The sequence below is a fragment of the Streptococcus sp. UMB1203 genome (assembly GCF_030217725.1).
GTDB lineage: Bacteria > Bacillota > Bacilli > Lactobacillales > Streptococcaceae > Streptococcus.
Genome location: NZ_JASOOK010000002.1, coordinates 25842 through 48638, shown reverse-complemented (window position 1 = coordinate 48638; position 22797 = coordinate 25842). Strand labels below are relative to the sequence as shown.

Genomic DNA, 22797 nt, shown 5'->3' with positions numbered 1-22797 from the left:
AAAACAAATGCAGGAAATTAATCAAATTTTCAAAAAAATATGAAAGATAATGAAATAAATTCCTGATAACAAAGATTTTAAACTTATTTTTTTAAGGAATATCTGTTAAATCAGTCAAAATCAATCATATCAAGATAAGGATACTATGTGGAAACAATATTTTTTCTGCAAAACGCTTGACATATTTTTAAAACATGATAAAATAATAGTCGTAGGGCGGATAAAATCGCTTTCAAACAATAACAAAATTTTATATAAGGAGATTTTTGCAAATGAACAATCAGGAAATTGCAAAAAAAGTCATCGATGCCTTGGGCGGACGTGAAAATGTCAACAGTGTTGCCCACTGTGCGACTCGTCTTCGTGTCATGGTTAAAGATGAAGGAAAAATCAATAAAGAAGTGATTGAGAACTTGGAAAAAGTTCAAGGTGCTTTCTTTAACTCAGGTCAATACCAAATCATCTTTGGTACAGGTACAGTTAACAAAATGTACGATGAAGTTGTTGCACTTGGTTTGCCAACATCATCTAAAGATGACATGAAAGCAGAAGCTGCCAAACAAGGGAACTGGTTCCAACGTGCTATCCGTACTTTCGGTGACGTTTTCGTTCCAATCATCCCAGTTATCGTAGCAACAGGTCTCTTCATGGGTGTGCGTGGTCTCTTGACTGCTCTTGGAATGACACTTCCAGCTGACGTGACAACTTACACTCAAATCTTGACAGATACAGCCTTCATCATCTTGCCAGGTTTGGTTGTGTGGTCAACCTTCCGTGTATTCGGTGGAAATCCAGCCGTTGGTATCGTTCTTGGTATGATGCTTGTTTCTGGCTCACTTCCAAACGCTTGGGCGGTTGCTTCAGGTGGTGAAGTAACAGCTATGAACTTCTTTGGTTTCATTCCTGTTGTTGGTTTGCAAGGTTCTGTTCTTCCAGCCTTCATCATCGGGGTTGTCGGAGCTAAATTTGAAAAAGCTGTCCGCAAGGTTGTTCCAGATGTCATTGACCTCTTGGTAACACCATTCGTGACACTTTTGGTCATGTCTATCCTTGGGCTCTTTGTTATCGGACCAGTCTTCCACGTTGTTGAAAACTACATCCTTATTGGTACAAAAGCAATTCTTGGCTTGCCATTTGGTCTTGGTGGTTTCTTGATTGGTGGGGTTCACCAATTGATTGTCGTGTCAGGTGTGCACCACATCTTCAACTTGCTTGAAGTGCAATTGCTTGCTGCTGACCATGCTAATCCATTCAACGCGATCATCACTGCGGCTATGACAGCCCAAGGTGCTGCGACTGTTGCGGTTGGTGTTAAAACTAAAAATCCAAAACTGAAAACACTTGCTTTCCCAGCTGCTCTTTCTGCCTTCCTCGGTATTACAGAGCCTGCTATCTTCGGGGTGAACTTGCGTTTCCGTAAACCATTCTTCCTTTCATTGATTGCTGGTGCAATCGGTGGTGGATTGGCTTCAATCCTTGGACTTGCTGGTACTGGTAGTGGTATCACTATCATCCCTGGTACAATGCTTTATGTAGGTAATGGACAACTTCCACTATACCTTCTTATGGTAGCTGTATCATTTGCACTTGGTTTTGCTCTTACTTACATGTTTGGTTATGAGGATGAAAAAGAAGTTGCTACTGAAGTAGAGACAGAACGTTTGGTCCAAGAAGAAACAACTGGTAACATTCCAGCAGCTCTTCAAAATGAAACACTTGTAACTCCTATCGTTGGTGATGTTGTAGCTCTTGCTGATGTTAATGACCCTGTTTTTTCAAGTGGTGCTATGGGACAAGGTATCGCTGTGAAACCAAGTCAAGGTGTGGTCTATGCACCTGCTGATGCTGAAGTTTCAATTGCATTTCCAACAGGACACGCTTTTGGTTTGAAAACAACTGATGGTGCTGAAGTTTTGATCCACGTTGGTATTGACACTGTATCTATGAATGGTGAAGGTTTTGAAGCAAAAGTTGCCCAAGGTGATAAGGTTAAAGCTGGCGATGTTCTTGGAACATTTGACTCAAACAAAATCGCTGCAGCTGGACTTGATGATACAACAATGGTTATCGTTACAAATACAGCTGACTACGCTTCAGTAGCTCCAGTCGCAACAGGTTCAGTTGCGAAGGGAGATGCTGTTATTGAAGTGAAAATCTAATTAATCCTCTCAAAATGAAAACGAACAAATGACATGTTTGTTCGTTTTTGCTTGAATGGTAAGATTTACAGAGGAAAATCTAAAAAATAGAGAAATTTAGACTTTCGAAATATGCTATAATAAAGAAAATAAAAACAAGAGGTTTATCATGACAAAATTATATGGAAGCTTGGAAGCGGGCGGTACAAAGTTTGTCTGTGCTGTCGGTGATGAAAACTTTAACGTTGTAGAAAAAACTCAATTTCCAACAACAACTCCAATCGAAACAATCGATAAAACCATCGAGTTCTTCTCGAAATTCGATAACCTTGCTGGTCTTGCAGTTGGTTCATTTGGTCCGATTGATATTGATAAAAACTCAAAAACTTATGGCTTTATCACGACGACTCCAAAACCAAACTGGGCAAATGTGGACTTGCTTGGTGCCCTTCGTCGCGCCCTAAACGTGCCAATGTACTTCACTACAGACGTAAACAGCTCTGCCTATGGTGAAGTGGTTGCCCGTAACAATGCTGGTGGCCGTATCGAAAACTTGGTTTACTACACAATCGGTACAGGTATCGGTGCAGGTGTTATCCAACGTGGTGAGTTTATCGGTGGTGTGGGTCACCCTGAAATGGGTCACTACTATGTGGCTAAACACCCAATGGATATTGAAAAAGAATTCAACGGTGTTTGTCCATTCCACAAAGGATGTTTGGAAGGTTTTGCGGCTGGTCCAAGTCTAGAAGCTCGTACAGGTATTCGTGGTGAAAACATTGAACTCAACAGCTCTGTCTGGGATGTTCAAGCCTATTATATCGCTCAGGCTGCGGTTAATGCTACAGTGACTTTCCGCCCAGACGTAATCGTCTTTGGTGGTGGAGTCATGGCTCAACAACACATGCTGGACCGTGTCCGTGAGAAATTCACAGCTCTTCTCAATGGTTACCTACCAGTACCAGACGTGCGTGATTACATCGTGACGCCAGCAGTCGCAGGAAATGGTTCTGCCACACTTGGGAACTTTGTTCTTGCAAAAGAAGTTTCAAAATAAAGCACAAAATCCGCTTGGGAAACCAAACGGATTTTTTACGTGTCAAAGCATTTGCCAGAAAAAGTCGATAATATAGGTCAGACCGTAGGTATAAACCACGAGGGTAAAGGGCTTGGTCAGAATGATGATGGTCATATAGCGCTTGAAGCTCATCTTGGTCAGGGCAGCCAGCATACAGAGAAAGTCAGCTGGACTAATGGGCCAAATCATCATAAAGATAAAGAAACGGTCAAAACGATTGCCTTTATCTAGCCAACCGATGTATTTGTCATAGGTGCGCTTGCTGACGACAGACTGAACAAAGGCAGCCCCATAGAGGCGCACCAGATAAAAGATAATGGCACAGCCAATCACGATTCCGATATAGTTGTAGATAGTACCGATGATGTGACCGTAGATAAAGACCCCAGCGACGGAGGTCAAGGCTCCTGGAATGATAGGAACGACCGTCTGTAAAATCTGTAAAAAGATAAAGAGAGGTGGCCCCCAGATGCCTGCCTGCTGGATAAAGGCAGAGAGGGTTTCCTTAGACTGTAAAATCCCAGTCTGATAAGCCCAAATACAGAAAATCAAACTCCCAACCCCGCCGACAATCGATGAGATGTTGATAACTTGCTGCAGAAGGGGAGAAACAGCTTTCATTTGTTTATCCTGTGACATGTAAACTCCTCATAGATAGTATAACTCTACTATACCATATTTTGGAGGAGAAAGGGGGAATGAGTGTTTTTGCCATGGGGAGAGTGATGGATTTTGAGCCTAAACATGCTATAATAAAGGGAGCAGACATGTAGCAAAGGAGAGAGTATGATACAGGTAAAACCAGAACTGGAGATAGAAAAACAACTAATCAACCAACTGGTGACTGGGGAAAGTCAATGGACTTACAGAGAAGACCTTAAAACAGAAGAGCAATTATGGGAAAACTTCTTTGAAAAGCTAGCCCAGAACAATGTGGCTCTATTGGCAGATCATCCCCTGACAGAACAGGAAAAACGCCAGATAAAGAATCAACTGAACTTTGTTAGCTACTATGATGCGGCCAAGTGGTTGGTCGGCGAAAATGGCATTGCCAAGGTTGAGGTTCAGAGAGAAGATGCTAGTTTGGGGACTATCCGTTTATCTGTCATTTGGCGAGACAATATCGCAGCTGGTAAGTCTAGTTATGAGGTTGTCAACCAAGTTGAGAGAGATAAGATAAATCCTCAGGATCAAGACCGCAGGCTAGATGTGACCCTCTTGATCAATGGCCTTCCCATGATTCAGATCGAGCTTAAAAGTCCCCGAGTTGCTTTTCTAGATGCCTTTCATCAAATCAAGAAGTATGATAGAGAAGGAAAGTTCCGTGGCATCTACTCTAGCTTACAGATGTTTGTTGTGACCAATAAAGTAGACACACGCTATATCGCTGCAGCTAGGGAAAATAAACTCAACAAGCAATTTCTAACCAAGTGGGTGGATAAAGATAATCAACCCGTAATGAGCTTGACCAGCTTTGCTCACGAAGTTCTTTCCATCCCTCGTGCTCATCAGATGGTTATGCAGTATTCTGTCCTTGATGATAGCAAGAAGGCTCTTATCCTCTTGCGTCCCTACCAGATCCATGCCATCGAAGCAGTGCAAGAAGCCTCTCGCCAGCAAGCATCAGGCTATGTCTGGCATACGACAGGTTCAGGGAAGACCCTGACCTCCTATAAGGTAGCTCGGAATCTCCTCCAGATTCCATCTATCCAAAAGACGATTTTTGTCGTTGACCGCAGGGACTTGGACCAACAAACCACTTCATCTTTTCTCTCTTATGCGACCAATGATGTCATTGATATCGATGAGACGGATAATACTCATGATTTGGTCAAGCGACTAGGAAGTAATGATAAGCGTGTGGTGGTAACGACCATCCAGAAAATCATCACCATGATGCGTAAGTTTGAGCAAGGTCTTTACCAACGAGATGCGGACAAAATCAAGGGTCTCCGAGTGGCCTTTGTCGTGGATGAATGCCACCGTGCCGTGACACCTCAAACACAAAAAGACATTAAGGCCTTTTTCCCACAGTCTCTCTGGTATGGTTTTACAGGCACACCTATCTTTAAGGAAAATAAACGCCAGCAAGTTGGTGATCTAGCCCAAACCACCCAGCAACAGTACGGTGACCGTCTCCATGAGTATACGGTCAAGGAAGCTATCCATGACGGAGCTGTCTTAGGCTTTAAGGTGGATTATCGCAATACCCTCATCACGGATAAATCTGAAAATGACATACCAGATACTGTCTATGAGAATGAGGAGCATATGCTGGAAGTCTTGGATGCCATTATCAATAAATCCCGTCAACAGCTAGGCTTCCAAAAAGGAGTGGGTAAGACCTATAATGCTATCCTGACCGTCAAGTCAATCCCTCAAGCCCAAGCCTACTATGACCTCCTCAAACGAGTCAAGGCTGGGGAGACGAGGGTTAAGGTATCGGAAAGAGTCAAGCAGGTTCTTCCAGACTTTCCAAAGGCGACCATCACCTACTCGGTCACTGAAAATGAAGAAGAGTCAAGAGCTAATCAATACCACATGAAGCAGGTTTTAGAAGACTATAACCAAGAGTTTGATACCCACTTTACCATGTCGGATCTTCGTGGCTTTAATACGGATGTCAATAACCGCCTAGCTCGAAAGCAGGACAAATACCTCTATCGCAATGAGCAGTTGGACTTAGTCATCGTTGTCAATCGTCTCTTAACGGGATTTGATGCCCCTTGTCTGTCAACTCTTTTTATCGACCGCAAACCCATGCAACCGCAGGACTTGATTCAGGCTTTTAGCCGAACCAACCGTATCTTTGACTCCAGTAAGACCTACGGTCATATTATCACCTTCCAAAAGCCTCTAGCCTTTAAGGAAGCAGTAGATAATGCCCTCAAGCTCTACTCAAATGGTGGTGAAAACGAGGTTCTAGCCCCAAGCTGGGAAGAGGAAAAGAGGAACTTTTTACGGAGTTGCAGTGATTTCAAAAATCTTGCTACTGATGACTATGTGAATGGTCTAGATTTTGAGCAAGTCTCTATGCCTGAGTTGAGGAAACTAGCTAAAACCTATCAAGCCTTTGATAAATACCTAGCCTCTATCCGAGTGTACAAAGAGTATGATGAGGAAGAAGTTTACAGTCAGACAGGACTTGATGGAGAAAAGTTGGAAAGGTATCTGGGCCTTTATCGAAATGTCCTTGCAGAATTAAAAAGCCGAGTAGAGGATGATGACGATGGAGAGCCACTTGATATCCACTATGAACTGGAGTCTATCCAAGTAGACGAAATCAACTATGCCTATATCTTGACCTTGATCCAAAGCCTGATTGAACAAGGTCAAAGTCAAGCAAAGAACCTAAGCGCTCAAGATAGGGAAGCTGTGGATAACTATATTCAGAGCCTTGAGAAGACTAATCCAAATCTTGCCCAGATTATCACTGAACTGTGGAGAGAAGTCCAAGAATATCCAGAAAGCTATCGTGGTCAGTCTATCGCAAATATTTTGGATCAGATGATAGAGGCTGTCATCCAGCAACACATCCAAGTATTTAGCAAACGTTGGTATGTCGGAGAGGATGAACTCCGTTACTATGTCGAACATTACCGTAAGGGAGCTAAAAAACAACTAGGAGAAAGCCAGCTGACCAAGAGCCAGCGCTATCAAGACTATAAGCTAGAGGTGGCGGATGCCCTCAATCCTCTCCTCTATAAAAAACAAATCAAGGAAGCCTATACCCAGCTAGTAGAGGAAGTCATTGAGCCGTTGAGGGTTGGGAGATAGAGGAAGTATTTTATTTTTATTCGAGGAACAAATATGGTTGAAAAATTTGATATAAAACAGTTACGTTATTTTGCAATGACTAAGAGGCTTAATTTTCTAATTGGTTCAGGAACTTCAGTTCCAGCAATACCTTTAATGTCTTTTTTCAAAAGTAAAGATATTTCAGATGAGGAAGCTAATAATTTACTATCCTATAAAGTTAAAGAAGTTTCTAAGAAAGTTATAGAAGATATTAGCAGTTCTAATGATGAAGGAAATATTAAAGCAGTTTTAAAAAGATATTCTGAATTTATTAAAGTTATACTTCAATTACTTTACCATGCAAATTCTAGACAAGTGACAAAAAATATTAATATTTTTACTACTAACTACGATCTCTTCATTGAGAAGTCGCTGGATGAATTGATGAAATATGAATCATTTGTTTTCAATGATGGAAGCAATGGATATTTTAATAGGATTTTAGATAGTGCTAACTATAATAAGTCTGTAGCATATAGGGGATTAAATGATAGCTACCTTAATGAACTTCCTACATTATCTTTGATTAAACCACATGGTTCGATGAACTGGGAAAGAGAGCAAGAGGACAATATTTTAATAAGGCAAAGTGTAGTTGAAAATCCTGTGGTAGTTAAACCAACTGGCTTAGAGGGTCAAGAAACGTTTCTAAACAATCATTTTCATGACATGCTAAGAGTATTTCAACTTGAGTTAGATAAGCCACAATCTATTCTTATTGTTATTGGATTCTCATTTCAAGATAAACATATTGCTAAAATGTTGAACAGATCTTTGAAAAATCCTGAACTAAATGTCTTTATATTTTGTTATTCTGAATCTGATAAACAAACAATATTAACAAATTTGGGTCTCAGCGATTGTCCAAGAAATCTGAATGTCATTACACCTAATGAATTAGATGAAAAATATAAAACAAAGCATGAAGTTGAAGATGAAGATGAAAGTGACTGGTTTAGTTTCGATCTTAGCAATCTAACTGAGTTACTTAGAGATATGTCTTTTGAGGAATAATTAGTATGAAGTCGAATATTAAAAAACTGGGTGTCATTGTCGGTGTGGATGGTGATATTTCCCAAGTTGGAATGTATCAACTATCTAATGATGCAGAATATTTGTGGTATGGTGATGTGTTACAAGGAGCTAAAATCGGAGCATATCTGACAATTTTGCAGAATAATGTAAAAATTATCGCTTCTGTTGTTACTGAAAAAGTTGCTGATCAACAAAATACAATTAGAGGTACAGAATTTGATAATCGTTTTTCAAAAAATTCGATAAATCGAATCGTTCATTTAAAAACTAAAGGCGTAATTGAAAATGGTGAATTCCAGATAACAAGTCAATATGTACCTATGATTGGTAATGAGGTTTGTATTACTTCAAAGCAAGACTTAGAATTAATATATGGGATTAATAAAACTGAACCGACAATTTGTATAGGTAAATCAATCTTAGAAGGTCAAGTTGTTCCTTTATCGATTAATAAAATTTTTGCTTCTCATATTGGTGTTTTTGGGAATACCGGTAGTGGTAAGTCTAATACATTGCATAAGTTATTTCTAGAATTATTTCGGTCAGAGTATCGAGAAAAAATTTTAGAGTATTCAAAATTCTATGTTATTGATTTTAATGGTGAATATATAAAAGATGATAGTTTTGGTGTAACTAATGCCCATAAGAAAGTATTTAATGTCAAAACTAGGAGTAATACATCAAAAAAAATCCCTATTACTGAGGAATACCTTTTTGACCCAGATATCCTTTCAATTTTATTTGGAGCTTCTTCAGCAACTCAAGTTCCATTTCTTAGGAAAGCAATGAATGAGTGGAATGAAAAAGAACATACGGGAGAAGTTATTGCAAAATTTGTGGTTGGAACGTTGAAAAAAATTCTTACAACGGGGGATGCAGCATTATCTGATTCAAGAGATAATTGGATTAAAGTTGCAAAGTCATATATATCAAAAGAAAAATGGATAATATTTAATCAAGTTTCTTCGTTAACGTACAATTCAACATATAAGTCTTATTCTATTCAGGGAGAAGAACGTATTTATTTAAATGATAAGTCTAATTTAACTGAACAGGAAGAAAAAAAGTTAGAAATAGATAAAATTAGGCAAAAACTTGGAGAAAGTTTTGATTCATTGGACTTGATAGATAGATTGAAGTTTTTCTTAGATTTTCAAAAAGTCCACTATTGTACCTGGAAATCAACTAATATTGAGTATATTAATCCTTTATTTCATAGGATTGATACAGCTCTGAATAGCTTGAAGAAAGTTGTTGAGGTTAAAGAGAGTATTGAGGGGGATTTTTCTAGTTTAAATATTATTAATCTTGTACATGCTAATCAGGAAATTACTAGATTGATTCCCATGCTTATATCTAAGATGATCTATGATCAACAGAAAACGAAGATAGCTGGAAACGATGTTACATGTACTAGTCATTTAATTATTGATGAAGCACATAATATTTTAAATGCTCAAAATCATTCTGTTGGAGATACTTGGCAGGATTATAGGTTAAGTATTTTTGAGGAAATCATTAAGGAAGGACGAAAATTTGGTTTTTACTTAACTTTATCTAGTCAAAGACCAGCAGATATTTCACCGACTATTCTTTCACAAGTTCATAATTATTTTATCCATAGATTGGTTAATGATAATGATTTACGAATGTTGGGAAATACTATGCCTACGCTGGATAAAACTTCCTTTAATAAAATTCCTAGTTTAGGTAAAGGAGAGGTTATAATTACTGGTAATGCTATTCAAGTTCCAGTATTTGTGAAAGTAGATAAAGAAGAAATAATTAGACCGAATAGTGATGATGTTATTTTAACAGAATTGTGGAGCTGAACTATGGAAAAAGTAGAAATATTCAGATTACTAGGAGTATCAGGTGAAACTGAATTGGAAAGCTTGTTAAATTGTAAATCAGTTGAATATGCTGATGTAATTACTGAAGAAAACTATTTTATAATTAATCGTGAAACATCTAAGTATGGAATTCCATCGATTGAACGTAGCGGATTTGATAATAAAAAACATAAGTTACTTAAATTGTTAACAGACTTAAATAAACAACCTTATGTTTGTGAAGCATATCTAACTGGGGAAAGTCTGGATACTTTGGGAAGTAAGAAGAGAAAGAAATTAAAGGATCCCGTCAATTGGGAATGTGTTACTTCAGATTTATCTGTTAAAAAATATTTCCATAGAGGACATATAATTGGTCATTCATTATCTAATGAACTTGTTAGAGGAATAAAAAATAAAAATAAAAGAATCTTATTTGTCCAGACAGCATGGAGTAACATGAATTCACTAGGTCGTAATACTAAAAGCCAGTTCTATTTTGAAAGTAAACTTGAAGATACTTTAAGAAATGGAACGAATATTTTGTATAAATCAGAATTAATTTATAGAATGACAACTGATAAAATACCTATTGGTATTCAAATTCAAGCTATCTCTATTGATGGAGAACTGTCTATTAATGTTTTTATTCCAAATGTTTCTCCAGAAATATCAATTGATTATACAGAAGGTAAGATAACGAGGTTAGAATGAAAAAACAAATAAATGTTCCGAGTATTATTTTTTCAAGATTCAATGAAGATTCGTCATGGAAATTAAAAAAATTCAAAGAATTATTAGATCCAACGGAAGGAATTAGACGAGGACCATTTGGTAGTGCTTTAAAAAAAGAACTATTTGTTCAAAATAGCGAGTATGTAGTTTATGAACAGCAAAATGCGATTTATGATCACTTTAATACTAGATATAGAATCTCAGAAGAAAAGTATCATGAACTTAAGAAATTTATGTTGTTACCTGGTGACTTTATTATGAGTGGTGCTGGTACTATTGGTAAAATTTCATTAGTACCTGAGGGAATTGAGAAAGGTGTGTTTAATCAAGCTCTAATCAGATTAAGAGTTAATAAAAACACTGATAAGGCATTCTTCTTACAATGGATGAGGTCACCAGAAATGCAAAACAAGCTGACGAAAGCTAATCCAGCATCAGCAATGGTAAATTTGGTACCGATGTCTGAGGTGAAAGAATGGGATGTTATTGTGCCATCTTTCCACGAACAATCCGCCATCGGCTATCTATTCCGTACTTTAGACGACCTTCTTGCAAGCTACAAGGATAATCTCACCAACTACCAATTTCTCAAGGCGACCATGCTCTCCAAGATGTTTCCCAAAGTTGGACAGACAGTCCCTGAGATTCGTTTAGAAGGATTTGAAGGTGAATGGGAAACTAAAATACTCTCTGAAGTTACAAATATCACAATGGGACAATCTCCCAAGTCAGAAAACTATACAGATAATCCGAATGATTATATTCTAGTTCAGGGAAATGCAGATATTAAGGATAAGCAGGTGGTTCCTAGATTATGGACAACGGAAGTTACTAAAATGGCGGAAATTGGCGATATAATTTTAACTGTGAGAGCCCCTGTTGGTGATATAGGTAAAACGGATTATAATGTAGTAATTGGACGTGGAGTTGCAGCAATAAAAGGTAATGACTTTATTTTTTATACTTTAGAAAAAATGAAAAAGACTGGTTTCTGGAATAGATTTAGCACAGGTTCAACGTTTGAATCAATTAGTTCTAATAACATAAAAGAAGCAGTTATTCAAATTCCAACACTTAAAGAACAACAAGCCATCGGCGCCTACTTCTCCAACCTCGATAAGCTCATCAGCTCTTACCAAGAAAAAATTTCTCAGCTAGAAACACTGAAAAAGAAACTCTTGCAGGATATGTTTATATAGGAGATTAATTTTGGGTAATGAAGAATTATTAAATACAGTAAATTCACTAACTAATACTTATTATGCTGCTCTAGGTTTTGTTGCGACTGTAATATTAGGAATTCTGGCATTTGTATTTTGGGATAGAGTAAATTTTAAAAAATCTCTTGAAAAAGAATTTAAAACTATTTTAAAAGAAGAACTTAAGAATCAAAAGTTTGAAATAGATTATTACTATTTGAAGTATTTGCCATTCATTAAAAAATTAGAAACATACTATAAGGGTATGGGGATTAAAAAAGGTGGAATGATACGACCTTTTCTGAAATATTGTGATGGACCATTGAATGAGATGATAGCTTTGTATAATCGTTGTGTAAATACGTCTTTTCAACCATTTTTCGAAAGTTATTCAAGAGATTATTACGATATCTGTTACAATATAATAGAAGACACAAGAGAATTTGTAACTTATAGATTAGATACGTTAACAGAAATGGAGCTAAATGCTATAGTAAAAGTGAATAATTATATACCACAATTGAATTATATATTTACAAAATATGATTATTTAGAGTTTAAAGCAATTGTATTGGATAAAACTAATTAAACTATTTTTATGTATAGTTGAAACGATTAAGGATAGAAAGAAACATTATGGAAACAACACAAACGTCCCAGTCGCTCTACCAAGCTCTGTGGAACTCAGCGGATGTTCTCCGCTCTAAGATGGATGCCAATGACTACAAGTCCTATCTTTTGGGTATGGTCTTTTATAAGTACCTGTCAGATAAGATGCTCTTTTTCGTGGCGGAGACCATGGAGGAGGGGAGTGAGAGTCTAGAGGCTGCTCTTGAGGTCTATCGTAACTACTATGAGGATGCGGACACCCACGAGAATCTTCTTGTAGTCATGAAGGACGAACTCAACTATAGTATCAAGCCTGAGTTGACCTTTACGGCTCTTGTAGCACGTGTCAATGAGGGAACTTTCCAGCTGGAAGATTTGGCTCAGGGTTTTCGAGATATTGAGCAGAGTGATGAGCTCTATGAAAATCTTTTTGAAGATATTGACCTCTATTCCAAAAAGTTAGGGGCGACTCCGCAAAAGCAAAACCAAACGGTGGCGGCAGTCATGAAAGAGTTGGCTGTGCTAGATGTGGCTGGTCATGCTGGTGATATGCTGGGAGATGCTTATGAGTATCTGATTGGTCAGTTTGCGACTGACTCGGGTAAGAAGGCTGGTGAGTTCTATACACCTCAGCCTGTTGCTAAACTCATGACCCAGATTGCTTTTTTAGGTCGTGAGGACCAGCTAGGCTTTACCATCTATGATGCGACTATGGGGTCTGGCTCTCTCTTGCTCAATGCCAAGAAATACTCTCATAAACCGCAGACAGTGGTCTACTTTGGTCAGGAACTCAATACCTCGACCTATAACTTGGCTCGGATGAACATGATTCTACACGGTGTTCCTGTTGAGAATCAATTTCTCCACAATGCCGATACACTAGATGAAGACTGGCCGACTCAAGAGCCGACCAACTTTGACGGTGTTCTAATGAACCCACCCTACTCTGCCAAGTGGTCTGCTAGCTCTGGCTTTATGGCGGATCCTCGTTTCTCTCCTTTTGGGAAACTGGCGCCCCAGTCCAAGGCTGACTTTGCCTTTCTCTTGCATGGTTACTACCATCTTAAGCAGGATAATGGAGTTATGGCTATCGTCCTTCCTCACGGTGTTCTTTTCCGTGGAAATGCGGAAGGAACCATTCGTAAGGCCTTGTTAGAAGAAGGAGCCATTGATACGGTAATTGGTCTTCCAGCCAATATCTTCTTTAATACCAGCATTCCGACCACGGTTATCATTCTCAAAAAGAACCGCACTAATCGTGATGTCTACTTTATCGATGCTTCTAAGGAGTTTGATAAGGGGAAAAACCAGAATATCATGACGGATGCGCATATCGAGAAGATTCTGGAAGCCTACAAGTCACGTGAGGAGATTGATAAGTTCGCCCATCTAGCAAGCTATGAGGAAATCGTCGAAAATGACTATAACCTCAATATCCCTCGTTATGTAGATACCTTTGAGGAAGAAGAAGTCGAACCACTGACAGATATCGTCAGCAAGATCAACACAACCAATCAAGCAATCCAAAACCAAACCGCTTCTTTACTTGAAATACTCGGTCAACTACACGGAACCACACCAGAAGCCGATGCTGAACTTAAAGAGTTTTTGAAAGAGTTTAAAGGATGATGGGAGTAATTGATTCGCTCATATTCCGCTCATAATTCGCTCATTTTTAAGATATAACTTTGTTTCCATATTTCCGGGGAACTAGTAGAAAGTAAGGAGAAATATGGAAAATAACAACCAACGTACCCTTTGCCAGCAACTCTGGGCTAGAAACAAATACCTCGTTTTGAGTCATTCTAGCAATATTTACAATGAGATTCGTCAGTATCTCAAGAATGAAGAGGTGGAGGTGAGTCAGGTTCAGGAGATGATTGACCGTGCCTGCCAGATTCCAGAACACAGGGGTCAGGTCAGCAATGCCTTTCAGCATATTTGGGGCTATTTCAAAAAGAAAGCGACAGATGCTGAACGCAAGGATTACATGTTTTTACTGGAGCGTTATCACTCTGGCCATGCCACCAAAGAAGACTTAATTGCTAAGACGAGGGAGTTGCTTGATCGCTATCCCAATACCTACTTGCAACATTCGACTTTACTGAAAGGAGATTGTCATGAGACTTTGGCATGAGGCTTTGATTTCACAGCTTCCTCGTCCTCAACTCTTGGGGCAACATCGAGAGTGTTGCGCCCTGCGTGGCAATGGCTGGGGCAGAAAGCATGCAACGGTGGACTATGTCTTTACCCACTCGCCCTATAGTCTCTATGCCTATCATGACTTGATCATGAAGGAGATGGCTAACCGAGGCTTTAAGGTCAGTCCAGAGTGGCTGGACAAGAACTACCGAGGTAAGACCTGCCCTCCTCATCAAGACTTAGCAGAGGAAAAGTTGACTAGTCCTATATACAGCGAACATGACGATGCCTACTATGAGGAGTGTCTGGACAATCTCCGAGAGAAGGGGATCAACCTATAGTCTTTTCTAATAACAAGCCATAGTCACTTATAAGAATTACCAATAACGCGTTTGACCAGTCTAACTGAAATATAGTTAAAAAACAAGCTACAAAAAGGATTTGAGGCATTTTTCTCAGGTCTTTTTCTTTTATCTAAAACGGAGATATAGTTTCAAACTATATCAAATCCTAATTTTTTACAATTATACAGATGATTCCTTTTCTGTTAAGATAGTTTCAACAACAAATTTTGGAGGACACATCATGTCAACTACAATCATCGGTTTCCCACGTTTGGGCGAATTCCGCGAATTAAAATTTACAACTGAAAAATACTTTAGAAAAGAAATCTCAGAAGAAGAACTCCTTGCAGCCGCAAAAGACTTGCGTGCTAAACACTGGAACATTGTCAAAGAAAAAGGCATCACTGAAATTCCATCAAATGACTTTTCTCACTATGACAACTTCCTAGATGCAGCTTTCCTTTTCAACGTGGTACCTGCTTCAGTTCAAAACTTAGACTTGTCTGACCTTGAGCGCTACTTCGCTTTGGGTCGTGGTTACCAAGGAGAAAAAGGAGACGTTCGCGCCCTTCCAATGAAGAAATGGTTCAACACCAACTACCACTACATCGTTCCTAAATTTGAAAAAGACACTCAAGTCAAACTTGCAGGTCACAAGATCTTCGATGAGTTCCAAGAAGCCAAAGAACTTGGATTGAACACTCGTCCTGTTCTTGTAGGTCCATTCACTTTCCTTCAATTGTCAGACTTTGAAGAAGGCGTGAAAGCGGAAGACTTTGTGGACAGCTTAGTGGCTGCTTACCAAGAAGTTTTTGCTAAATTGGCAGAACTTGGTGCGACTCGTATTCAACTCGACGAAGCTGCTCTTGTAAAAGATTTGACAACAGAAGAAAAAGCCCTCTTCTTAAACCTTTACAACAAACTTTTGGCTGATAAGAAAGGTCTTGAAGTCTTGCTTCAAACTTACTTCGGTGACATTCGTGACGTTTACGCTGACCTTGTGAACTTGCCAGTAGATGCTATCGGTCTTGACTTCGTTGAAGGTAAGAAAACTCTTGAACTCGTTAAAGGTGGTTTCCCAGCTGATAAGACTCTTTATGCAGGTATTGTCAATGGTAAAAACATCTGGCGCAACAACTACGAAAAGAGCTTGGCTGTTCTTGAACAAATCCCAGCTGAAAACATCGTATTGACAAGCTCATGCTCACTTCTTCATGTGCCATTTACAACTGCTAACGAAGAATTTGAACCAGCTATCTTGAACCACTTTGCCTTTGCAGTTGAAAAATTGGATGAGATTCGTGACTTGGATGCTATCCGCAACGGTCAAGGTGAAGAAGCACTTGCTGCTAATAAAGAACTCTTTGCGACTGAACGTGTTGGTGAAAATGCGGAACTTCGTGCTCGTATCGCTGGCTTGACAGACGCTGACTACACTCGTTTGCCAGCCTTTGCAGAACGTGAAGCTATCCAAGAAGAAGCTTTCAAACTTCCAGCACTTCCAACAACAACGATCGGTTCATTCCCTCAAACAAAAGAAGTTCGTGCTAAACGTTTGGCTTACCGTAAAGGTGAATTGTCTCAAGAAGAGTACGATGCTTTCCTTGCTGAAACAATTGATGAATGGATCAAATGGCAAGAAGATATCGACTTTGATGTCCTTGTTCATGGTGAGTTCGAGCGTAATGACATGGTTGAGTACTTCGGTCAAAACTTGTCAGGTTACCTCTTCTCTAAAAATGGTTGGGTACAATCATACGGTATGCGCGGGGTGAAACCACCAATCATCTGGGGTGATGTAACTCGTCTTAACCCTATCACTGTTAAATGGTCTAGCTATGCACAAAGCCGTACAAACAAACCTGTTAAAGGTATGTTGACTGGACCTGTTACCATCCTCAACTGGTCATTCCCACGTGAAGACATCTCTATCAAGGATTCAACTCTTCAAATCGCCCTTGCTATCAAGGATGAGGTGCTTGACCTTGAAGCTGCTGGTGTGAAAATCATCCAAATCGACGAGGCTGCTCTTCGTGAAAAATTGCCACTTCGTCGTAGCGACTGGTACGAAGACTACCTTGACTGGGCTATTCCTGCCTTCCGCTTGGTACACTCAACAGTAGCGCCAGATACTCAAATCCACACTCACATGTGTTACTCAGAATTTACAGATATCATCCCAGCTATCGACAACATGGATGCGGACGTTATTTCCTTTGAAGCTAGCCGTTCAAACCTTGAAATCTTGGACGAACTCAAAGCGAAAAACTTCCAAACAGAAGTGGGACCTGGGGTTTACGATATCCACTCTCCTCGTGTGCCAAATGAAGGCGAAATTGACAATACAATCGAAGCCATCCTTGCTAAAGTGCCAAGCAAGAAAGTTTGGATCAACCCTGACTGTGGTTTGAAAACACGTGGTATTCCAGAAACAAAAGAAAGCTTGATCCGCCTTGTTGAAGCAGCTAAAGCTGCGCGTGAGAAATTGTAAGATCGGATTTCTCTAGAAGCGCTGTTTGGTCAATCTGCCTGTTTCACTTGGATTCTAGGAGTCCAGCTAACGAAAAAAATCAACTAGAAAAGGATAAGGACTATGTCACGCCAAACACCGTCACTCTCATTTGAAGTGTTCCCTCCAAACCCAGCAGTGGGTAATGATAAAATTATTTCAGCCTTGCAGGACATGCAGGAGTTGGCTCCTCACTTTATCAGTGTAACTGCCAGCAATAATAAGTTTAATATCAAGGAAACGACGGTTCGTTTGGCTGACTTTATCCAAAATGACTTGGCGATTCCGACTATTGCCCACTTGCCAGCCATCTATTTGACCAAGGACAAGGTGGCTGAAACCATTGCGGACTTGGACAAAGTTGGAGTGCAGAAAATCTTGGCTCTTCGTGGGGATATTATTCCTGATGTGGAACCACAAAAGGATTTCCGCTACGCAACTGACTTGATCGAGTTCATCAAGGAACAAGCTCCTCACTTTGATATTATCGGAGCATGCTATCCAGAAGGGCATCCAGATTCACCAAATCAGATTTCAGATATCCAAAATCTTAAGAAGAAAGTAGATGCAGGTTGTTCGAGCCTAGTAACCCAGCTTTTCTTTGACAATGAGCGCTTCTATGATTTCCAAGACAAGTGCATCTTGGCTGGGATTGATGTTCCTATTCATGCAGGGATTATGCCGATTCTGAATCGAAATCAAGCTCTTCGCCTCTTGAAGACTTGTGAGAATATCCATATTCCACGTAAATTTAAAGCTATCTTAGACAAGTATGAGCATGACCCTGAGTCGCTCAGAGCAGCAGGACTTGCCTATGCAGTGGACCAAATCGTGGACTTGGTAACTCAAGATGTTGCTGGAGTGCATCTCTACACCATGAACAATGCAGAAACAGCAAAATACATCCACCAAGCAACCCATGCCTTGTTTAATCATCAGTCTCTAGGATAATAAAAAGCAAACCATTCTTCTCAGGTGAGGGGAATGGTTCCTTTTTAATGGTAAAGACCGCACTTTTTAAGAAAAATATGATAAAATAGACTCTGTACGTACTTGATACAAAGATGAGGGTATTAAATAATACAATGCATTCAAACTGCAAGATTTAGCGACACGAGCGAGTCAAATCGATATTATTTGACGAGGGAGTTAGTAAAGCATTTAGCTAATCGCATGACAGCGATTAGCGTGAAAGGCTTAGATGCTTTAGCATCAAACCTTTCTAATGATTTGTATCTAGATAGTTGAACACGGGCTAAATCCCTAGTGAAAAAGATAGACTTCCTGATGTGCATCGCACACTGCGTCAATCGAATGCTATCTTGTGTAATTGAACCCGGCCGAAAAGCTGTGTAAAAAGATAAACTGTCTTGTCTTCATCGAAGACTTCGTCAGTTTCCTATTTTTACTTTGCTTTTGACGTCCTTGGTATCTTGTGTAACTGAACACGCCTACAACTCTGTGGAAAAAGATAAATCTACCTAGGAGCAGTCGCTCCGTCGTTCGATTTCCTATTTTCCTTTGAGTTGCTTTACGGCTTAGTATCTTGATTTTTGTAGGCAAGGCGTATAATTTCATCAATCCAAAGGGGATTAAAATGACAAAACAAGTGTTTCAAACGACTTTTGCGGGTCGTGAGTTAATTGTAGAGACTGGTCAGGTTGCTAAGCAGGCAAATGGTTCTGTTGTCGTGCGTTACGGTGAGTCAACTGTCTTGACTGCGGCCGTTATGTCTAAGAAAATGGCAACTGGGGATTTCTTCCCCCTTCAAGTCAACTATGAAGAGAAAATGTATGCGGCCGGGAAGTTTCCTGGTGGCTTTATGAAACGTGAAGGACGTCCTTCAACGGATGCGACTTTGACAGCGCGTTTGATTGACCGTCCAATCCGTCCTATGTTTGCGGAAGGTTTCCGTAATGAAGTACAAGTGATTAACACTGTGCTTTCTTATGATGAAAATGCCTCTGCACCAATGGCAGCTATGTTTGGTTCATCCTTGGCGCTTTCTATTTCAGATATTCCATTTGACGGGCCAATCGCTGGGGTACAAGTAGGTTATGTGGATGGTCAAATCATCATCAACCCAAGCCAAGAACAAGCAGAGCAATCGCTGCTTGAATTGACAGTAGCAGGAACTAAACACGCCATCAACATGGTAGAGTCTGGTGCTAAAGAATTGTCAGAAGAAATCATGTTGGAAGCCCTTCTTAAAGGGCATGAAGCTGTTAAAGAATTGATTGCCTTCCAAGAAGAAATCGTTGCGGCTGTTGGGAAAGAAAAAGCAGAAGTGGAATTACTTCATGTAGATGCTGATTTGCAGGCTGAAATCATCGCAGCCTACAACAGCGACCTCCAAAAAGCGGTTCAAGTAGAAGAAAAATTGGCTCGTGAAGATGCAACTCAAGCAGTTAAGGACCAAGTTACTGCCGTTTACGAAGAAAAATATGCAGACCACGAAGAATTTGACCGTATCATGCGTGATGTGGCTGAAATCTTGGAACAAATGGAGCACGCTGAAGTGCGCCGTTTGATTACAGAAGACAAGGTGCGTCCTGATGGTCGTAAGGTCGATGAAATCCGTCCTTTGGATGCGGTTGTTGATTTCCTTCCTCGTGTGCACGGCTCTGGTCTCTTCACTCGTGGACAAACTCAGGCTCTTTCAGTCTTGACTTTGGCCCCAATGGGAGAAACTCAAATCATCGATGGTTTGGATCCAGAGTACAAGAAACGCTTTATGCACCACTATAACTTCCCACAATACTCTGTAGGGGAAACGGGTCGTTATGGTGCGCCAGGTCGTCGTGAAATTGGTCACGGTGCTCTCGGTGAGCGTGCCCTTGCGCAAGTCTTGCCAAGTTTGGAGGAATTCCCATACGCGATTCGCTTGGTTGCGGAGGTCTTGGAATCAAATGGTTCCTCATCTCAGGCTTCTATCTGTGCGGGAACTCTTGCTCTTATGGCTGGTGGTGTGCCAATCAAGGCGCCAGTAGCTGGTATTGCCATGGGACTTATCTCAGATGGTAACAACTACACAGTATTGACAGATATCCAAGGTTTGGAAGACCACTTTGGAGATATGGACTTCAAGGTTGCGGGTACTCGTGACGGGATTACAGCCCTTCAAATGGATATCAAGATTCAAGGGATTACTGCAGAAATTTTGACAGAAGCCCTTGCCCAAGCCAAGAAAGCGCGTTTTGAAATCCTTGATGTGATAGAAGCAACCATTCCAGAAGTTCGTCCAGAATTGGCTCCAACTGCTCCGAAAATTGATACTATTAAAATTGATGTGGACAAGATTAAGATTGTCATCGGTAAGGGTGGAGAAACCATCGACAAGATTATCGCTGAAACAGGCGTTAAGATTGATATCGACGAAGAAGGAAATGTGTCTATCTACTCTAGCGACCAAGATGCTATCAATCGTGCCAAAGAGATTATTGCTGGTTTGGTCCGTGAAGCCAAAGTGGATGAAGTTTACCGTGCTAAAGTCGTTCGTATAGAGAAATTTGGTGCCTTTGTTAACCTCTTTGATAAGACAGATGCCCTTGTTCATATCTCGGAGATGGCTTGGACGCGTACCAATAATGTCGAAGACTTGGTAGCAATCGGGGATGAAGTTGATGTTAAGGTTATCAAGATTGATGAAAAAGGACGTGTGGATGCTTCTATGAAAGCCCTTCTTCCTCGTCCTCCAAAACCTGAACGTGATGAAAAAGGTGAAAAATCAGAGCGTCCTCACCGCCCACGTCATCACAAGGATCACAAACCTAAGAAAGAATTTACAGAAACACCAAAAGATTCAGAATAAGAAAAGGAGAAATGTATGGGATGGTGGCGCGAAACCATTGATATCGTAAAAGAGAATGATCCAGCGGCCCGCACCACTTTGGAGGTTTTGCTGACTTATCCAGGTGTCAAGGCCTTGGCGGCCCACCGTCTCTCGCATTTTCTCTGGAAGCATGGCTTCAAACTCTTGGCTCGAATGCACAGCCAGTTTTGGCGCTTTTGGACTCAGATTGAGATTCATCCAGGTGCCCAGATTGATTCAGGTGTTTTTATCGACCATGGTTCAGGCTTGGTGATTGGAGAGACAGCGATTGTTGAAAAAGGTGTTCTCCTTTATCATGGGGTGACTCTCGGTGGGACTGGTAAGGATGTTGGCAAACGCCATCCGACTGTTCGTAAAGGAGCGCTCATATCAGCCCATGCTCAAGTCATTGGACCTGTGGAAATCGGTGAAAATGCCAAGGTCGGTGCTGCAGCAGTTGTCGTGGCAGATGTACCTAGTGATGTGACAGTTGTCGGTATTCCGGCTAAGATTGTCCGTGTACATGGTAAAAAGGATGAGCCGGTCATTCACGAAGTCGAAGAAAAACGAGAGTACTACGTCAATAAACTTGAGCAGGCTAAAGAAGCCAGTCTCAGATCGTCTGGGTTGTAGAGGATACCTATATGATTCAAGTAAGAAACAAGTTAAGCCAAGAGGAGCTATCTGAGGCGAAAAAACTAATTAACTGTTGTCAAAACTATGACGGTACCTATCGTGATCCCTATCTCTCTAACATGCTTAATTTTGACCCAAACATACCCGCCTTTTTCCTTTATTATGAAAAAGGCGAACTTGTTGGTCTCTTAACTGTCTATGCAGATGACCAAGATGTAGAAGTGACGATACTGGTTCATCCAGATTATCGCCGTCAGGGGATTGCGCGTGCATTGTTTACTAGTTTTGAGAAAGAAACGGATTCTTTCCCTATTCGTTCAGTTACTTTTCAGACAGAACGTATTTTTCTAGACCGCCATCCTGATTTTGTTAGCAACTGGGGATTGGTCGAGGACGAGGATACAGAAACTTGGTTGGGTAAGGATAGAAGACCTTATCCGTTAGCAAAGGTTTCTAATCTTGAAGTTTTGTTAGCAGATAGTTCGTATCAGGAGCAAATCAGTCAGTTAAAATTTCAGGCATTCTCAGAAGAGCATGAATCTAGAGAGATTGTGGATAGATATGTCGCTGAAGCTCTGAAGGATCCAGAAAGTCGCTTATATATTTTGTTAAAAGACGGTCAGATTATTGGAACTTGCACGGTAGATTTATCGACTAATACGAATTACTTCTACGGTTTAGCAATATCAGAACTTGAACGTGGGAAAGGCTATGGAAGCTATTTAGCAAAATCCCTTGTCAACCAACTAATTGAGCAAAATGACAAGGAATTTCAGATTGCAGTAGAGGACAGCAATGTAGGTGCCAAGCGCTTGTATGAAAAAATTGGCTTTGTCAAACAGACCCAGGTGGTTTATCTGAATGAGAAAGGAGCAAGGGATTCCGAAGTGTAGAGATATTCGGACTGAAATTTACTTGAACTCTTAGTGAT

The 22797-nt window shown here is 40.2% G+C and carries 17 protein-coding genes; 16 read left to right on the top strand and 1 reads right to left on the bottom strand.

All coding sequences use genetic code 11. The annotated features are described in order from the left end of the window. Positions 1–272: 272 nt before the first annotated feature. Together QP439_RS00940 and scrK are read left to right on the top strand one after the other, a co-directional pair. The gene (locus QP439_RS00940) at positions 273–2159 is read left to right on the top strand and encodes a sucrose-specific PTS transporter subunit IIBC (RefSeq protein WP_285387081.1); all 1887 of its coding nucleotides are present in this window, start codon (positions 273–275) and stop codon (positions 2157–2159) included. Positions 2160–2307: 148 nt separating this feature from the next. Continuing rightward, positions 2308–3195 (top strand): fructokinase ScrK, encoded by an 888-nt coding sequence (gene scrK, locus QP439_RS00935; protein WP_049516273.1) that lies wholly within the window; start codon positions 2308–2310, stop codon positions 3193–3195. A 42-nt stretch (positions 3196–3237) separates the two neighbouring features. On the opposite strand, the gene QP439_RS00930 is transcribed toward scrK, so the two are convergent. Then, the gene (locus QP439_RS00930; protein WP_285387078.1) at positions 3238–3855 is read right to left on the bottom strand and encodes a TVP38/TMEM64 family protein; all 618 of its coding nucleotides are present in this window, start codon (positions 3853–3855) and stop codon (positions 3238–3240) included. Positions 3856–4002: 147 nt separating this feature from the next. On the opposite strand from QP439_RS00930, the gene QP439_RS00925 reads away from it, so the two are divergent. The 14 genes from QP439_RS00925 (at position 4003) to QP439_RS00860 (ending at position 22759) form a co-directional block, all read left to right on the top strand. Then, the gene (locus QP439_RS00925; protein WP_285387076.1) at positions 4003–6993 is read left to right on the top strand and encodes a type I restriction endonuclease subunit R; all 2991 of its coding nucleotides are present in this window, start codon (positions 4003–4005) and stop codon (positions 6991–6993) included. Between the two features lie 33 nt (positions 6994–7026). Next, positions 7027–8028 carry an SIR2 family protein gene (locus tag QP439_RS00920; protein WP_285387074.1) on the top strand — a complete coding sequence of 334 codons (1002 nt, stop codon included), beginning with the start codon at positions 7027–7029 and terminating at the stop codon, positions 8026–8028. A 5-nt stretch (positions 8029–8033) separates the two neighbouring features. Next, the gene (locus tag QP439_RS00915) at positions 8034–9881 is read left to right on the top strand and encodes an ATP-binding protein (RefSeq protein WP_285387071.1); all 1848 of its coding nucleotides are present in this window, start codon (positions 8034–8036) and stop codon (positions 9879–9881) included. 3 nt (positions 9882–9884) lie between these two features. Further along, complete coding sequence (locus QP439_RS00910) at positions 9885–10595, top strand: hypothetical protein (protein WP_000416549.1); 711 nt, start codon at positions 9885–9887, stop codon at positions 10593–10595. Next, positions 10592–11815 (top strand): restriction endonuclease subunit S, encoded by a 1224-nt coding sequence (locus tag QP439_RS00905; RefSeq protein WP_285387069.1) that lies wholly within the window; start codon positions 10592–10594, stop codon positions 11813–11815. The genes QP439_RS00910 and QP439_RS00905 overlap by 4 nt, the downstream gene beginning before the upstream one ends. A 10-nt stretch (positions 11816–11825) precedes the next feature. After that, positions 11826–12404, top strand: coding sequence for a hypothetical protein (locus QP439_RS00900; RefSeq protein ID WP_285387067.1), 579 nt, complete (start codon positions 11826–11828; stop codon positions 12402–12404). A 47-nt stretch (positions 12405–12451) separates the two neighbouring features. Beyond that, a complete protein-coding gene (locus tag QP439_RS00895; protein WP_285387065.1) occupies positions 12452–14053 on the top strand; it encodes a type I restriction-modification system subunit M in 1602 nt (533 codons plus the stop codon). A 103-nt stretch (positions 14054–14156) separates the two neighbouring features. After that, complete coding sequence (locus QP439_RS00890) at positions 14157–14561, top strand: YbgA family protein (protein ID WP_285387063.1); 405 nt, start codon at positions 14157–14159, stop codon at positions 14559–14561. Beyond that, positions 14545–14907, top strand: a complete 363-nt coding sequence (locus QP439_RS00885; RefSeq protein ID WP_285387061.1) for a TIGR02328 family protein — start codon at positions 14545–14547, stop codon at positions 14905–14907. The genes QP439_RS00890 and QP439_RS00885 overlap by 17 nt, the downstream gene beginning before the upstream one ends. A 244-nt stretch (positions 14908–15151) precedes the next feature. Next, the gene (gene metE, locus QP439_RS00880) at positions 15152–17401 is read left to right on the top strand and encodes a 5-methyltetrahydropteroyltriglutamate--homocysteine S-methyltransferase (RefSeq protein WP_285387059.1); all 2250 of its coding nucleotides are present in this window, start codon (positions 15152–15154) and stop codon (positions 17399–17401) included. A 102-nt stretch (positions 17402–17503) separates the two neighbouring features. Further along, positions 17504–18370 carry a methylenetetrahydrofolate reductase [NAD(P)H] gene (metF, locus tag QP439_RS00875; RefSeq protein ID WP_261121388.1) on the top strand — a complete coding sequence of 289 codons (867 nt, stop codon included), beginning with the start codon at positions 17504–17506 and terminating at the stop codon, positions 18368–18370. A gap of 646 nt (positions 18371–19016) precedes the next feature. Then, positions 19017–21230 (top strand): polyribonucleotide nucleotidyltransferase, encoded by a 2214-nt coding sequence (pnp, locus tag QP439_RS00870; protein ID WP_285387056.1) that lies wholly within the window; start codon positions 19017–19019, stop codon positions 21228–21230. Between the two features lie 15 nt (positions 21231–21245). Further along, complete coding sequence (gene cysE / locus QP439_RS00865) at positions 21246–21863, top strand: serine O-acetyltransferase (RefSeq protein WP_285387055.1); 618 nt, start codon at positions 21246–21248, stop codon at positions 21861–21863. Positions 21864–21874: 11 nt separating this feature from the next. After that, positions 21875–22759, top strand: a complete 885-nt coding sequence (locus tag QP439_RS00860) for a GNAT family N-acetyltransferase (RefSeq protein WP_285387054.1) — start codon at positions 21875–21877, stop codon at positions 22757–22759. The last annotated feature ends 38 nt before the right edge of the window (positions 22760–22797 follow it).